The sequence below is a fragment of the Streptomyces kanasensis genome, assembly GCF_043077165.1.
In the GTDB taxonomy this organism is placed as follows: Bacteria; Actinomycetota; Actinomycetes; order Streptomycetales; family Streptomycetaceae; genus Streptomyces; species Streptomyces changanensis.
Genome location: NZ_JBIBSF010000012.1, coordinates 71,629 through 86,064 on the forward strand (window position 1 = coordinate 71,629; position 14,436 = coordinate 86,064).

At 74.1% G+C, this 14,436-nt stretch carries 12 protein-coding genes; 6 read left to right on the forward strand and 6 right to left on the reverse strand.

The features are described from left to right. Window positions 1-3: 3 nt before the first annotated feature. From ACF053_RS26500 to ACF053_RS26515, 4 genes are read right to left on the reverse strand one after another with little or no spacing between them, the layout of a single operon-like run. Complete coding sequence (locus tag ACF053_RS26500; protein WP_391956293.1) at window positions 4-549, reverse strand: thermonuclease family protein; 546 nt, start codon at window positions 547-549, stop codon at window positions 4-6. Window positions 550-602: 53 nt separating this feature from the next. Beyond that, on the reverse strand, window positions 603-2,942 hold the full coding sequence (locus tag ACF053_RS26505; protein WP_391956294.1) for an FtsX-like permease family protein: 2,340 nt from the start codon (window positions 2,940-2,942) through the stop codon (window positions 603-605). 5 nt (window positions 2,943-2,947) lie between these two features. Further along, window positions 2,948-3,718 carry an ABC transporter ATP-binding protein gene (locus ACF053_RS26510; protein WP_391956295.1) on the reverse strand — a complete coding sequence of 257 codons (771 nt, stop codon included), beginning with the start codon at window positions 3,716-3,718 and terminating at the stop codon, window positions 2,948-2,950. After that, entirely contained in the window at window positions 3,715-4,236 is a 522-nt protein-coding gene (locus ACF053_RS26515) for a PadR family transcriptional regulator (protein WP_391956296.1), read from the reverse strand. Before ACF053_RS26515 ends, ACF053_RS26510 begins: the two co-directional genes overlap by 4 nt. 130 nt (window positions 4,237-4,366) lie before the next feature. On the opposite strand from ACF053_RS26515, the gene ACF053_RS26520 reads away from it, so the two are divergent. The 5 genes from ACF053_RS26520 to ACF053_RS26540 all read left to right on the forward strand — a co-directional run bounded on the left by ACF053_RS26520 (window position 4,367) and on the right by ACF053_RS26540 (window position 11,234). Next, window positions 4,367-5,641, forward strand: a complete 1,275-nt coding sequence (locus tag ACF053_RS26520) for an ABC transporter substrate-binding protein (RefSeq protein ID WP_391956297.1) — start codon at window positions 4,367-4,369, stop codon at window positions 5,639-5,641. A gap of 242 nt (window positions 5,642-5,883) precedes the next feature. After that, a complete protein-coding gene (locus ACF053_RS26525; protein ID WP_391956298.1) occupies window positions 5,884-7,557 on the forward strand; it encodes a glycoside hydrolase family 13 protein in 1,674 nt (557 codons plus the stop codon). 47 nt (window positions 7,558-7,604) lie between these two features. Then, on the forward strand, window positions 7,605-8,948 hold the full coding sequence (locus ACF053_RS26530) for an ABC transporter substrate-binding protein (RefSeq protein ID WP_391956299.1): 1,344 nt from the start codon (window positions 7,605-7,607) through the stop codon (window positions 8,946-8,948). A 13-nt stretch (window positions 8,949-8,961) separates the two neighbouring features. Continuing rightward, the gene (locus ACF053_RS26535) at window positions 8,962-10,314 is read left to right on the forward strand and encodes a carbohydrate ABC transporter permease (RefSeq protein WP_391956300.1); all 1,353 of its coding nucleotides are present in this window, start codon (window positions 8,962-8,964) and stop codon (window positions 10,312-10,314) included. Continuing rightward, window positions 10,311-11,234 (forward strand): carbohydrate ABC transporter permease, encoded by a 924-nt coding sequence (locus tag ACF053_RS26540; protein WP_391956301.1) that lies wholly within the window; start codon window positions 10,311-10,313, stop codon window positions 11,232-11,234. The genes ACF053_RS26535 and ACF053_RS26540 overlap by 4 nt, the downstream gene beginning before the upstream one ends. A gap of 174 nt (window positions 11,235-11,408) precedes the next feature. Here the strand turns inward: ACF053_RS26540 and ACF053_RS26545 are convergent, their stop codons facing one another. Continuing rightward, window positions 11,409-11,975, reverse strand: coding sequence for a hypothetical protein (locus ACF053_RS26545; RefSeq protein ID WP_391956302.1), 567 nt, complete (start codon window positions 11,973-11,975; stop codon window positions 11,409-11,411). A gap of 399 nt (window positions 11,976-12,374) precedes the next feature. Continuing rightward, entirely contained in the window at window positions 12,375-13,625 is a 1,251-nt protein-coding gene (locus ACF053_RS26550; RefSeq protein ID WP_391956303.1) for an acyl-CoA dehydrogenase family protein, read from the reverse strand. Between the two features lie 141 nt (window positions 13,626-13,766). Between ACF053_RS26550 and ACF053_RS26555 the strand changes: the two genes are divergently transcribed. Next, the gene (locus tag ACF053_RS26555) at window positions 13,767-14,414 is read left to right on the forward strand and encodes a TetR family transcriptional regulator (protein ID WP_058944127.1); all 648 of its coding nucleotides are present in this window, start codon (window positions 13,767-13,769) and stop codon (window positions 14,412-14,414) included. Window positions 14,415-14,436 lie beyond the last annotated feature (22 nt).

Below are 14,436 nucleotides of genomic sequence, written 5' to 3' on the forward strand. Positions count from 1 at the left end.
GCGTCAGGGGGCCGGGCACGCGGACCACAGGCCCGCACCGGCCTGGCGGGCCGCGGCCTGGGCCTCGGTCATCGTCTTCCCGTGCTTGTCGTTCGGCTCGAACAGCACGCTGGTGGCGTGACCGCTGCGGACGAGGGACTCGTTGACGAAGACGCCCCTGTCGTTCCAGACGTAGAGCAGGTACCGGCCGTAGCGGTCCTTGAGCTCGACGTCGCGTTCCGTGCGCAACCTGCTGCCGACGGGCAGGAGCTCGGCGGTCCGGGCGGTGGCCTCGCGGCTGAAGCAGTCGCCCCGTTCGGGGGCGTCGACCTCCAGCAGGCGGACGCGGGCGACGGTGCCGTCGGGGATGACCCTGCCGTCGCCCCGCACTTCGACGGTGTCACCGTCGATGACGCGCAGCACGACCGGTCCGCGCGGCCTCACCCGGTCCGGCTCGCCGGCGGTCGCGGTGGGCACCGGCCCGGCGAGGCCCACGGCGACGGCGAGGGAGACCGCGACGGCGCCGGACCGGCTCCTGCGGCGCGGTGAGTTCCCTGAACAGGAGTGCATGGCGCCCCCTCTCGTCCGGGTTTCCCTCCTTCAGTACAGCGCCGTGACGCGGGTCACGCGAGCGCGCTGAGGGTGTCCGCCAGGCGGCGGCGGGCGGCCCGGGCGGCGGGGAGGACGGCGAGGGCGACCGCGCCGGCGACGGCGGTCACGATGAGCGCCAGGAGGTGGAGCGGTGTCGGACCGTGGGCGATGCCCGCGCCGACGCCGCTGGTGCGGCCCTCCTGGTCGATGAGCCAGTGGGCGAGCGGTACGCCCAGGGCCGTGCCCGCGGCGGCCGCGGTGAGGGTGGTGAGGCCGACGGCGGTGAGCGTCACCGCGGTGACCTGCCGGGGCGACAGGCCGATGGCCTTCAGGGCGAGCAGGTCGCGCTCGCCGTCGCGCACGGCGCCGCCGATGGCGGTGGACACCTCCGTGAGGCCGATGAGGGCGAGCACGGCGATGAGTCCGGCCGCCACGCCGCGCAGGGCGGCCAGCCGGTCGGCGGGACCGGAGACCTCGTGGATGTCCAGGCGGCCCCGCGCCTCCCGGAGGAGTTCGGAGCGGACCGTGCCCGGGTCGGCGTCGGGGCGCAGCCGCAGGTGGTAGACGGCGGGTTCGAGGGCCGGGTCGTTCTCGCGGAGGGTGTCGAGGGACGTGGAGACGGTACGGCCGCCGTTGCCGGGTTCGATGCTGCGGCCGACGATGTGCAGCACCTGCGGCCGGCCGCCGACGGTGAGCCGCACCCAGTCGCCGACCCCGACGCCGAGCAGGTCGAGGAGGCCCTGCCCGGCCACCGCCTCGTCCGGTCCGGCGGCCGGCCGGCCCTCGGCGACGGTGTACGGGTAGGGGTCCTGCCGGGTGCCGAGGCCGCGCAGGGCGATCGTGCCGGTCTGGCCGGGGACGAGCGCGGCGACCTCCAGTCCGCGGTGGGCGTCGAGCACGTCGGGGCTGCGCTGCAGGAGGGCGCGGGCCTCGCGGTCGCCGAGGCCGTCGGCGGGGCGGGCGGTGAGCGCGGCGGGCAGGCCGAGCTGCTCGGGCCGGGTGTCGAAGCGTTCGATGGTGGTCCACGCGCCGAGGACGACGGTGATCAGCAGCAGGGGCAGGGCGAGCCGGGCGACGGTCGCCGGGGCCTGGCGGCCGCGGCCGAAGGCGCGGTGCCAGCCGAGGACGAGCGGGGCCGGCACGCCGGGCAGGGCGAGCGCGCGGAGCGCGGGCCGGGACAGGCCGCGTCCGGCCGGGGCGGCGGCCGCGGATCCGGCGGGTACGGGGGGCACGCGTCCGGCGCGCCAGGCGGCGAGGCCGGTGGCGGCGCCGATGAGGGCGACGACGGCGGCCGGGACGCCGAGCAGCGCGGCGGTGTGTCCGGGCAGGCCCTGCCAGACGCCGACGGCGTCGCCGGGCCGCCCGGGGAGCCGGCTGCCGAGCGCTTGGACGGCCGTGGTGGCGAGGGCCGCGCCGAGGACGGCGTAGGCGAGGTGCTGGGCGAGGAAGACGCGGACGACCTGGCCGGGGGTGAAGCCGATGGCCTTGAGGACGGATATGTCGCGGAGGTGGCCGCGTACGCGGGTGCTGATCGCGCCGAACACGGCGAGCGCCGCGGCGGCGAGCGCGCCGAGCCCGAAGAGTCCGAGGACCCGGCCGAGGAGCCGGGTGTCGCCCTGCGCCTCGGCGCGGGCCTGCTGCCAGTGGGTGACGTCGGTGACGGCGTCGGCGCCGAGAGCGGTGACGGCGCGCTGGACGACGTACTCGGCGTCGTCGCCGTCGGTGAGGCGCAGCCCGGTGACGCGGCCGGGCCGGCCGGGGGCGGCGCGTACGGTGTCGGCGGTCGCCCAGACCGTGCCGGCGCGCTCGCCGGGGCGGTAGCGGGGTTCCGCGGTGTCGGCGACGCCGACGACGGTGAGGGCGCGGGCGGCGGCGCCGGGCAGGGTGAGGGTGTCGCCGGGTCCGGCGACGAGGGCGGCGGCGAGACCGCTCTCCAGGACGACGCCGTCGGGGGTCGCCGGGTCGAGCCAGCGGCCGGCGGTGATCAGGGGGCGGCCGGTGGCGGGGGGCCGGGCGGGGGCGGCGCGCAGTTCGACGGCGGCGCGGGCGCCGCGGGAGGCGACGGTGGTGGCGACGGTGTCGTAGGGGCCGGCGACGGCGGCGACACCGTCGAGCGCGGCGAGGCGGGCGGGATCGGCGGTGCGCGCCGGGTCGGTGGTGCGGGCGAGGTCGGTGGTACGGCCGGTGTGGAGCCAGACGTGGGCGCCGTGGGACTGGGCGAAGACCCGCTGCCAGGGGTTGGTGGCGTAGCCGAAGAGGGCCGCCGCGACGAGCAGCGAGGCGACGATCCCGGCGGTGGCCGAGACGAGGAAGAGCGCTTCGCCGCGGTGGGTCCGCAGGTCGGCGTGTGCCCAGCGCAGCATGGCCCGCACGGCGGTCAGTCCCTCAGCTCGACGACGCGGGCGGGGCCGGCGGCGGCCTCGTCGGCGAAGGTGACGTCGTCGGTGACGCGGCCGTCGAAGAAGCTGATCACGCGGTCGGCCGCGCTGGCGAGCCGGGCGTCGTGGGTGACGAGGACGATGGTCTGGCCGCGCTGGTGGAAGCGGGCGAGGAGGCGCATCACCTCGCGCGTCCCCTTGCTGTCGAGGCTGCCGGCCGGCTCGTCGGCGAGGAGCAGGCGCGGCTGGTTGACCAGGGCGCGGGCGAGGGCGACGCGCTGCTGCTCGCCGCCGGAGAGCTCGCCGGGCATGCTGCGGGCCTTGGCGGCGAGGCCGAGCTCGTCGAGGAGCCGTTCCCGTTCGGCGCGGGCGTGGCGCGCGGAGGCCCCGGCGAGCAGGGCGGGGAGCTCGACGTTGTCGGCGACGGCGAGGTTGGAGACGAGGTTGAAGAACTGGAAGACGAAGCCGATGCTGCGGCGGCGCTCCACGGCCCAGCGGGCCTCGGTGTAGCCGTCGGTGGACTCGCCGTCGAGGCGGATGGTGCCGGCGTCGGGGCGCTGGAGCCCGCCGAGCATGTGCAGCAGGGTGGACTTGCCGGCGCCGGAGGGGCCGGTGACGGCGACGAACTCGCCGCGCCGCACGGTCAGGTCGACGCCGCGGACGGCGTGGACGGGGCCGCCCTCGCCGTGGTGGGTCCTGACCAGTCCGCGGGCCTCCAGGAGGGGCGGGGGCGCGGCGGGCGCGGGCGTGGGGGCGGGGGTGTCGCTCATCGTCCCTCCGTCCCTTCCAGCTCCTCCTGGCAGCGCTCCAGCCAGTCGAGGTCGGCCTGGAGGTGGAGCATGGCGCCCTCGATGAGCAGGTGGGCCGTGCGGTTGTCCCGGTTCTCGGTGGCGGCCAGCTTGGAGAGGGTGCGCATGGTCCTGAGGTACTCGCGTCGCTGTCGGTTGATGAGGGTGATCTGGTCGGCGAGGCCGGTGCGGGGGGCGAGGGCGAGCTTCATGAAGAACTCGTCCCGCACCCGGGGTTCGTCCGCGGTCTCCTCGAACCAGGCGTGCAGTGCCTCGCGGCCCGCGGCGGTGAGGCGGTAGATCTTCTTGTTGGGCCGGCTCGACTGGGCGACCTCCTCGCCCTCGATGAGCCCGCTCTTCTCCAGCCGGCCGAGGGTGACGTAGACCTGGCCGACGTTGGGCTGAGGGTACGCGGCGCCCAGCAGCTGCTCAAGGTCCTGCTTGAGCTCGTACCCGTGCGCCGGCCCGCCGGCGAGGAGAGCGAGCAGCTGCATGCGCACGCGGGGGCTCTCCTTCGGTCGCGATACGGGCTCGATGTGCTGTGCGCCCTAGTATCGCGCAATGCCTAACAGGTATACATGCCCCTGACCTGACGAGGACGTCCGGTGCCGGTGCCACAGGGAGGAACCTATGCGGTGGACGCGTGCCGCGGGTAGGGGCCTCCTGGTCGCGGCCTTGCTGCTGGTGGCGGCGGTGGCGTCCGGCGTGCCCGGCGAGGGGCGGCGGGAGGGCGGACGCGGCCCGGTGACGCTGGCCACGGCGGGCGACCTCACCGGCTACCTCGGCCCGCTGCTGGAGGACTGGAACCGGCGGCGGCCCGCGGAGCGGGTGACGCTCGTGGAACTGCCCGACTCGGCGGACGAGACGCGCGCGCAGATGATCACCGATCTGCGGTCGGGTGACGGCGGCCGGTTCGACGTGCTCAACATCGACGTGGCGTGGACGTCGGAGTTCGCGGCGGCCGGCTGGATCGCCCCGCTGGAGCGCCGGCGGTTCCCCCTGCAGGCGTTCCTGCCACCGGTGGTGGACACCGCGACGTACGAGGGGCGGCTGTACGCCGTGCCGTACGTGACCAACGCCGGGATGCTGTTCTACCGCGCGGACGTGCTCCGGGCGGAGGGCGAGCGGCCGCCGCGCACCTGGGCGGAGCTGGCGCGGCAGGCGCGCACGCTCGCGCCGCGCCACGGCCTGGAGGGGTACGCGGGCCAGTTCCTGCCGTACGAGGGCCTCACGGTCAACGCCACGGAGGCGGTGTACTCGGCGGGGGGCGCCGTCCTCGACGGCGAGGGCGGGCGGGTGGCCGTGGACTCGCCGGCGGCGCGCGCGGGGGTGGCGTTCCTGGCCGGGGGCGTGCGGGAGGGGTGGATCCCCCGTGAGGCGCTCACGTACACGGAGGAGGAGTCCCGGCGGGCCTTCCAGGACGGCGGGCTGCTGTTCCTGCGGAACTGGCCGTACGCCTGGGCGGGCGCCTCGGGTCCCGGGTCGAAGGTCGCGGGCCGCTTCGGCGCGGTGCCGCTGCCGGGTCGGGACGGACCGGGGACGAGCGTGCTGGGCGGGTCGAACCTCGCCGTGTCGCAGCGGGCGCGGCACGCGGAGACGGCCGCGGACCTGATCGCGTACCTGACGAGCGACGCCGTACAGCGCAGGGTCCTGACGGAGGGCGCCCTGCCGCCCGTGCGGGCCGCGCTGTACCGGGACGCGGCGCTGGTGGAGCGGTTCCCGTACCTGCCGGCCCTGCGGGAGAGCGTGCTGGCGGCCCGGCCGCGGCCGGAGAGCCCCCGCTACCAGCAGGTGAGCCTGGCCGTGCAGGCCGTGCTGCACGACGCGCTGGCGCAGCGCATGACGCCCGGGGCCGCGGTGCGGCGCCTCGCGGCGGAGCTGGACGCGGTCGCCCGCCGCGGCTGACCGCGCGCCCTCCCACCACCCGCGCTCTCCCTTCCTTCTAGTTACCTGTTAGGCAATAGGCGCTGCTCTGCAGCGCCTATTCTTCATGTCCGGCCGGGGTCAAAACACCACAAATACCGGTAACCGGCCGGTGTTTATGACTTCGTCGTTGACACGAGGTGAACCGCGCTACCTAACATGCATGCATAACCGCTGCTCCTCTGAGCGGCGCGCACCCTTCACGCAGAACAGGTCAACGGGTGATGCTCACAGCCCCGGCCGGCGACGGCCTCTCGCACCGCCTCACGCACCCCTGGTGGCGCGACGCAGTGATCTACCAGGTGTACGTCCGCAGCTTCCTCGACAGCACCGGCGACGGCATCGGCGACCTCGCCGGCGTCCGCACCGGTCTGCCGTACCTGAAGAAGCTCGGCGTGGACGGCGTCTGGCTGAGCCCCTTCTACCCCTCGCCGCAGCACGACCACGGCTACGACGTCGCCGACTACCGCGACGTCGACCCGGTCTACGGCGACCTCGCCGAGTTCGGGCAGCTGGTGGCCGACGCCCATCGGCTGGGGATCAAGGTGCTGCTGGACGTCGTCCCGAACCACTGCTCCAGCGAGCACCCCTGGTTCCGCGAGGCGCTCGCCTCCGCGCCCGGCTCCGCGGCCCGCGCCCGCTTCCACTTCGCCGACGGCCGCGGGCCCGGCGGCTGCGAGCCGCCGAACAACTGGCACGCGATGTTCGGCGGGCCCGCGTGGAGCCGGGTGACCGAACCGGACGGCACGCCCGGCCAGTGGTACCTGCACATGTTCACCCCCGAGCAGCCCGACCTGAACTGGCGCGAGCCGGCGGTCGGCGCGTACTTCGAGGAGGTGCTGCGGTTCTGGCTGGACCGCGGCGTGGACGGCTTCCGCATCGACGTGGCGGCGGGCCTGTTCAAGCACCCGGACCTGCCGGACTCCCCCGACCCCGAGGCCGACGCCCGCACCCGCGACTCCGTGAACCCGCTCGCCTGGAACCGCCCCGAGGTGCACGACGTGTGGCGCAGGTGGCGGGCGGTGTGCGAGGGGTACACCGCCCGCGACGGTCGCGAGCGACTGCTCGTCGGCGAGGTCTCGGTGCCGACGGCCCGCGAGCACGCCCTGTACGTCCGCCCCGACGAGCTGCACCAGGCGTTCTTCTTCGACCTGCTGGGCGCGCCCTGGGACGCCGCCGCCTTCCGCGGCGTCATCGACGAGGCGCTGCGCGACATCGCCGGCACGGGCTCCAGCGTCACCTGGGTGCTGAACAACCACGACCAGGTCCGCACCGTCACCCGGTACGGGGAGTCCGGCACCGAGGGCAGCGGGCTCGGCGCCGCCCGCGCCCGCGCCGCCGCCCTGCTGATGCTGGCCCTGCCCGGCGCCGCGTACATCTACCAGGGCGAGGAGCTGGGCCTCCCGGAGGTCGTGGACCTGCCGGACGAGGTGCTCACCGACCCGATCTTCCGCAGGACCGGCAGCCGCGCCCGGATACGCGACGGCTGCCGCGTGCCGCTGCCGTGGTCGGGGCACGCCTCGCCGTTCGGGTTCAGCGGCGGGGCCGAGGCGCGCCCGTGGCTGCCGCAGCCCGGCTGGTTCGCCGAGCACGCCACGGACCGCGCTCTCGCCGACACCCGCTCGTTCTGGCACCTGTACCGCGAGGGCCTCCAGCTGCGGCGCGGCCTGCCCCAGCTGGGCGAGGGGCCGCTGCGCTGGCTGGAGGCGCCGCCGGGCGTCCTCGCCTTCGAACGCGGCGAGGGCCTGGTGTGCGCCGTGAACTTCGGCACCGCTCCGGTGCCCGCCCCCGCCGCCGGGCTCCCGCTCCTGTCGAGCGGGCCGTGCCCGCCCGGCACGCTGCCCGGTTCCACCGCCGCCTGGTGGATCTCCGGCGGCACCCCCTGCCCCACCCCCTGACGTCCCACCGCCCTCCCGAACCCGAACCCCCTTCGAAAGGTACGGACATGATGAGACGACGCTTCACCACCGCCTGCTGCTCGGCCCTCACCCTCGCCCTGGCCCTGGGCACCACCGCCTGTGGCGGCGACCCGGTGACCGCGGCGGGCGGCGGCGGGAAGGACCTCGCCGGGAAGACCCTGACCGTCGCCGGCGTCTGGTCGGGCGCCGAGCAGAAGAACTTCCAGAAGGTGCTGGACGCCTTCACCGAGAAGACCGGCGCCCAGACCCGGTTCGTGTCGACCGGCGACAACGTCTCCACCGTCGTCGGCAGCAAGATCGAGGGCGGCAACGCCCCGGACGTGGTGATGGTCCCGCAGGTCGGGGTCCTGCAGCAGTTCGCCGCCCGCAAGTGGCTCAGGCCGCTCTCCGAGAAGGTCGGCACGTCGGTCGACGCCGGGTACGCCCCGGTGTGGAAGGAGTACGGCTCCGTCGACGGCACCCTGTACGGCCTGTACTTCAAGGCGTCCAACAAGTCGACCGTCTGGTACAGCCCGGAGGCCCTCGACCAGGCGGGGGTCAAGCCGCCCCGGACGTACGAGGAGATGCTCGCCGCCGGCCGCACGGTCGCCGACTCGGGCCTGCCGGCCTTCTCGGTGGCCGGCGAGGACGGCTGGACGCTGACCGACTGGTTCGAGAACGTCTACCTGTCGCAGGCGGGGCCGGAGAAGTACGACCGGCTCGCCCGGCACGAGATCCCGTGGACCGACCCCAGCGTGGTCCGGGCGCTCACGACGCTCTCCGCGCTCTTCTCCGACGACCGGCTGCTGGCCGGCGGCCGCAAGGGCGCCCTCGCCACCGACTTCCCCGGCTCGGTCGAGAAGGTCTTCGGCCCGAAGCCGGGGGCCGGGATGGTCTACGAGGGCGACTTCGTGGCCGGGATCGCCGCGACCGAGTTCGGCCGGAAGATCGGCGAGGACGCCACGTTCTTCCCGTTCCCGCCGGTCGGCACCGGAGCCGCGCCGGTCGTCAGCGGCGGTGACGCGGCAGTCGTCCTGAAGGACGGCAGGAACCAGGAGGCCGCGATGGCGTTCCTGGAGTTCCTCGCGACGCCGCAGGCGGCCGCGGTCTGGGCGGCCGAGGGCGGTTTCATCTCCCCGAACAAGGGCCTCGACCTCGGCGCGTACGGCGACGCCACGCTGCGGGCGACCGCCAAGTCCCTCGTGGAGGCCGGGGACTCCGTCCGGTTCGACATGTCGGACCAGGCGCCTGCGGCGTTCGGCGGGACGAAGGGCGCCGGCGAGTGGAAGATCCTCCAGGACTTCCTGCGCGACCCGTCCGACCCCGCGGCCACCGCCGCGCGGCTGGAGGCGGCCGCGGCCAAGGCGTACCGCACCGCGAACCAGGGCTGAGGCGGCCGGCCACATGACCGACGTCACCACACCCGTCCGGCGCGGACCCGCGGACCCGCGGCGCCGCGCCGGACGGCGCCGGCGCACCGTCGCCGTCGCCTTCGTCCTGCCCGCGCTGCTGCTGCTCGGCGCGCTGGTGGTGTACCCCGTCCTCTTCTCCGTCGGCCGCAGCTTCTTCGACGCGTCCGGGACCCGCTTCGTCGGTGCCGACAACTACACGGCGATGTTCCGCGACCCGGCCACGCTCCAGGCCGTCCGCAACAGCACGATCTGGGTGGTCGTCGCGCCCACGCTGCTGACCGGCCTCGGGCTGGTCCTCGCGGTGCTCGTCGAGAGGATCCGCTGGGCGTCCGCGTTCAAGCTGCTGCTCTTCCTCCCCATGGCGGTGTCGTTCCTCGCCGCGGGCATCATCTTCCGGCTCGCGTACGAGGAGGACCCCGACAAGGGCGTGCTCAACGCGGCGGTGGTCGGCGTGCACGACGTGTTCGCCGAAGGGTCCTCGTACCCCGGTGCGCGCGCCCGGGACGCCGAGGGGCTGCGCCGGACCGCGGACGGGGCGTACGAGACGGCCGGGCCACTGGCGCCCGGCGGTACGGCGCTCCCGCTCGGGCTGGTCGGCGTCAGACCGGCGGACGTCCCCGACGGGGCGCGCCCCGCCACCGGGGCGGCCTCGGCCCGGCCGGGCCCCGGCGAGCTGCGCGGCGTCGTCTACCTCGACTTCACCCCGGGCGGCGGGGGGCGCCCGGGACGGGTCGACGCGGCCGAGCGCGGCCTGCCCGGCCTGACCGTGGAGGCGGTGCGCGACGGCGACGCGGTCGCCACCGCCACCACGGCGGCGGACGGGGCGTTCCGCTTCGACGGCCTGGACGCGGGCGGCACGTACACGGTCCGTCTGCCGGCGGAGAACTTCGCCGCGCCGTTCTCCGGCGTGTCGTGGCTGGGCCCGGCCCTGGTCACCCCGGCGATCATCGGCGCGTACCTGTGGATCTGGACCGGCTTCGCCATGGTCCTCATCGGCGCGGGCCTCACGGCGCTGCCTCGCGACGCCCTGGAAGCGGCGCGGATGGACGGGGCGAGCGAGTGGCAGGTGTTCCGCCGGATCACGGTGCCGCTGCTGGCGCCGGTGCTGACGGTCGTCTTCGTCACGCTGGTCATCAACGTGATGAAGGTCTTCGACCTGATCTACATCATCGCGCCGGGCCCGGTGCAGCAGGACGCGACGGTCCTGGCCACCCAGATGTGGCTGGTGTCGTTCGGCGGCGGCAACGACCAGGGGCTCGGCAGCGCGCTGGGCGTCCTGCTCCTGCTGCTGGTGGTCCCCGCGATGGTCTTCAACGTCCGCCGCTTCCGCAGGAGCCAGTCATGACCGCGACCGCGACCGCCCCCGTGACGCCGCCGGCGGCGGCGCCCGCCCCGCCGGCACCCCGCCCCCCACGCCACCGTCCCCGCCGCCGGCTGCGGCGGTGGCTCGGCAACGGCCTCGTCCAGGCGTTCCTGCTGGTGGTGGGGCTGGTCTGGATCACTCCGGTGGCCGGTCTGCTGCTGTCGTCACTCCGCTCGGCGCAGGACAGCGCGTCGAGCGGCTGGTGGACGGCGCTGGCCGACCCGGGGTCGCTCTCCTTCGCCAACTACGCGTCCCTGCTGGAGAACGCGGGCATGACGCAGGCGTTCTGGAACACCGTGCTGATCTCCGTACCGACGACCGTCCTGGTCGTCGTCATCGCGGCGCTCGCCGGGTACGCCTTCGCCTGGCTGGAGTTCCCGGGCCGGGACTGGTTGTTCCTGCTGGTGGTGGCCCTGCTGGTGGTGCCGGTCCAGGTGGGCCTGCTCCCGGTGGCCAAGCTCTTCGGCCAGCTGGGCCTGTTCGGCACCATCCCGGGCGTCGTCCTCTTCCACGTCGCCTACGGGCTGCCCTTCGCCGTCTTCCTGCTCCGCAACTACTTCGCGGAGATGCCGCGCGAGATGCTGGAGGCGGCCCGGATGGACGGCGGGGGCGAGTGGCGGATCTTCACGCACCTGGTACTGCCGGTGGGCCGCCCGGCCATCGCCAGCCTCGCCGTCTTCCAGTTCCTGTGGGTGTGGAACGACATGCTCGTGGCGCTGCTGTTCGCCGACTCGTCGTCCCAGCCACTGACCGTGGAACTCCAGTCGCAGGTACGGCAGTTCGGCAGCAACGTCGACGTCCTGGCGCCGGGCGCGTTCCTCTCCCTGGTCGTCCCGGTGGTCGTGTTCCTGGTGTTCCAGCGCCACTTCGTGCGGGGGGTGATGGCCGGTTCGGTGAAGTGACGCGTCAGCGGATCGGCACGCCGGAGAGGGTGCGGGCGATGACCAGGCACTGGATCTCGCTCGTGCCCTCGAAGACGCGGGTGTGCGTGGCACCCCGGGGATGCGCGAGTGGCCGGCGTGGAATGGCGATGCCCCGCTCGGTGGCGGGGCATCCGGTTCCGCTGAGGTCGGCCGTCAGAAGTTGCCGTTGGCGAGGATCTCGCCTGCCGAGTCGTACACGGTGACAAGACCGTTCTCGGAGCTCTTCCACTCGGCGAACGCGCTCGCCAGGAGCTTTCCGTTGCCGCCGTGCGGGCCGAGGAGTCCGCCGGTGTAGTCGGTGTGGATCTCGGCGGTGTCCAGGATGTTGTTCTGTTTGTCGGCGCCCTGGACACGGGTCACGTGCTTGACGGCCTTCTTCTCGGCGGCGGTGCCGTTCTTCTCCACGAACGACTTGAACTGCTCCGTCTGCGATTGCGCCTTGGGCTTTTCGGCCGGCGGCTCCTCGGCCGGCCGCTTCTCGGCCGGGTCGGATGCCGGGCTGCTGGTCGCCGGGGCGGGCTTGTTGCTCGTGTCGCCTGTGTCGCTGGTGCCGGTGAGGGCTGAGCCGATGGCGCCGATGACGACGAACAGGACGACGACGCCAAGGCAACCCAGGCCGACGACCTTGCCGGTGCTGGACTTCTTCGGCGGGGGCGGGGGCGTGCCCCCTGCGGGATTCTGGGGCGGGTTGGGCTGCTGGCCGGGCGGCGGCTGGTTCACGGTGTCCCCTGTGAGCGGTGGTAGCGGTGGTGTGGGGGGGGGTGGCGAACGTACGTCAGCAGCGCGGGACATGTGGGCTGTTCGGGTGATCTGTCACTCGCACGTGTCCCGCCCGCGGGGGCGCTGTTCCGGCGGGCGGGTCCGGACTCCTGCGTGCAGGAGTTGTGGGAGGAGTTCCGGCGGGTCGCGCCGGACCGAGGGGAGTTCGGCCCCTGTCCCCCGCTGGTGCCGACGGAGGACCAGCGGCGGAAGCGGCGTCACCGTGTAGGCAGACGATCTCCGGATGATCTCCCAGAGATGTTCCGAGCAGACCGTCCGAGCGAAGTCGGCCCCCTTCCGCAACGGGAAGGGGGCCGACTTTTCGAGACGGTCCTCTGCGCGTCCTCCTGCTGTGACGCGTCAGCGGATCGGCACGCCGGAGAGGGTGCGGGCGATGACCAGGCGCTGGATCTCGCTCGTGCCCTCGAAGATGGTGTAGATCGCGGCGTCCCGGTGCATGCGCTCGACCGGGTACTCGCGGGTGTAGCCGTTGCCGCCGAGGATCTGGACGGCCTGGGCCGTGACCTCCTTGGCCACCTCGCTCGCGTACAGCTTCGACATGGAGCCCTCGGCGGCCGTGAAGGGCTTGCCGCTGGTGGCCATCCAGGAGGCGCGCCACACGAGGAGGCGGGCGGCGTCGATGCGGGTGCGCATGTCGGCGAGCTGGAAGGCGACGCCCTGGTTGTCGATGACGGGCCGGCCGAACTGGTGGCGGGTGGTGGCGTAGTCGAGGGCGACCTCGTACGCGGCGCGGGCGGTGCCCACGGCCATCGCGCCGACGGCCGGGCGGGACGCCTCGAAGGTGGCCATGGCGGCGTTCTTCACGCTCCCCCCTCCTCCGGCGGGGGAGCTCGTCCCGCCCTTGCGGGCCTTCTCCCGGGCGCGGGCGAGGCGCTCGTCCAGCTTCTCCTTGCCGCCCAGGAGGCAGGACCCGGGGACGCGGACGTCGTCCAGGACGACCTCGGCCGTGTGCGAGGCGCGGATGCCGTGCTTCTTGAACTTCTGCCCCTGTGCGAGGCCGGGGGTGCCGGGCGGGACGATGAAGGAGGCGTGGCCCCGGGAGCCGAGCTCCGGGTCGACGACGGCCACGACGACGTGGACGCCGGCGATGCCTCCGTTGGTGGCCCAGGTCTTGGTGCCGTTGAGGACCCACTCGTCCTTGGCCGCGTCGTACACGGCGCGGGTGCGCATGGCGGCGACGTCGGAGCCGGCGTCGGGCTCGGAGGAGCAGAACGCGGCGACCTTGACGTCGTCGGGAGTGCCGTACATCTGCGGGATCCAGGTGCCGATCTGCTCCTCGGTGCCGTTGGCGAGGACGCCGACGGCGGCGAGGCCGGTGCCGACGATGGACAGGGCGATGCCGGCGTCGCCCCAGAACAGCTCCTCCATCGCCACCGGGATGCCGAGGCCGGTCGGGTCGAAGTACTGCTGCGCGTAGAAGTCGAGGGAGTAGATGCCGACCTTGGCGGCCTCCTGGATGATCGGCCAGGGGGTCTCCTCGCGCTCGTCCCACTCGGCGGCGGCCGGGCGGATCACGTCCTCGGCGAATCCGTGCAGCCAGTCACGGACCTGCTTCTGGTCGTCGTTGAGCTCGAGCGTGAACCCGGCCATGCGTCCTCCTGCGGCGTACATTGTTACTAGCGGTAACCGCAGTCTGTTACCGGTAAGTAGAGGCTGTCAACCGGCAGCGGGCACCGGGTCGGTGTTACGTTGCGCTGGCCTCAGGAACAGCGACGGGCGGGGAGAGACGCTATGGAGACCACACACCGGACCGAGCAGCAGCGGTCGGCCGAACAGCGGCGGCGCGAACTGCTGGAGGCGGCCGACCGGGTGGTCCTGCGCGACGGACCGCAGGCGTCCATGAACGCCATCGCCGCCGAGGCCGGCATCACCAAACCGATCCTCTACCGCCACTTCGGCGACAAGGGCGGGCTGTACCGCGCACTCGCCAAGCGCCACACCGACGCCCTGCTCGCCGCGCTGCGCGCCGCGCTGGACGCCCCCGCCGGGCGCCGGCAGCGCGTCGAGGCGACCCTCGACACGTACCTCGCCGCGATCGAGGCCCGCCCGCAGGTGTACCGCTTCCTGATGCACCCCTCCGAGGACGCCGCCCAACAGCAGGAGCAGGGCTTCGACGTCGGCCGCCACTCGGCGCCGGTGCTGCGCCGGATGGGCGAGGAGCTCGCCGACGTCATCGCCGAGCGCATAGACCTGGGCGAGGGCGGCGAGGCCGTGGCCCGGGTGTGGGGCCACGGCATCGTCGGCATGATGTACGCGGCCGGCGACTGGTGGCTGGGCGAACGCCCCTGCGGCCGCGCCGCGCTGGTGTCGGCCCTGGCCGACCTGTTGTGGGGCCGGCTCGCCGAGGCCGAGGACCGCATCGGCGTCCCGCGCTTCTGAGCAGCCCGGCGGGGTCAGCGGG

Bases quoted from the DNA above. Each gene is read 5' to 3' on its own strand.
- ACF053_RS26555 (WP_058944127.1), top strand. From the start codon at position 13,767: ATGGAGACCACACACCGGACCGAGCAGCAGCGGTCGGCCGAACAGCGG.
- ACF053_RS26525 (WP_391956298.1), top strand. From the start codon at position 5,884: ATGCTCACAGCCCCGGCCGGCGACGGCCTCTCGCACCGCCTCACGCAC.
- ACF053_RS26550 (WP_391956303.1), bottom strand. From the start codon at position 13,625: ATGGCCGGGTTCACGCTCGAGCTCAACGACGACCAGAAGCAGGTCCGT.
- ACF053_RS26535 (WP_391956300.1), top strand. From the start codon at position 8,962: ATGACCGACGTCACCACACCCGTCCGGCGCGGACCCGCGGACCCGCGG.
- ACF053_RS26510 (WP_391956295.1), bottom strand. From the start codon at position 3,718: ATGAGCGACACCCCCGCCCCCACGCCCGCGCCCGCCGCGCCCCCGCCC.
- ACF053_RS26540 (WP_391956301.1), top strand. From the start codon at position 10,311: ATGACCGCGACCGCGACCGCCCCCGTGACGCCGCCGGCGGCGGCGCCC.
- ACF053_RS26520 (WP_391956297.1), top strand. From the start codon at position 4,367: ATGCGGTGGACGCGTGCCGCGGGTAGGGGCCTCCTGGTCGCGGCCTTG.
- ACF053_RS26530 (WP_391956299.1), top strand. From the start codon at position 7,605: ATGATGAGACGACGCTTCACCACCGCCTGCTGCTCGGCCCTCACCCTC.
- ACF053_RS26500 (WP_391956293.1), bottom strand. From the start codon at position 549: ATGCACTCCTGTTCAGGGAACTCACCGCGCCGCAGGAGCCGGTCCGGC.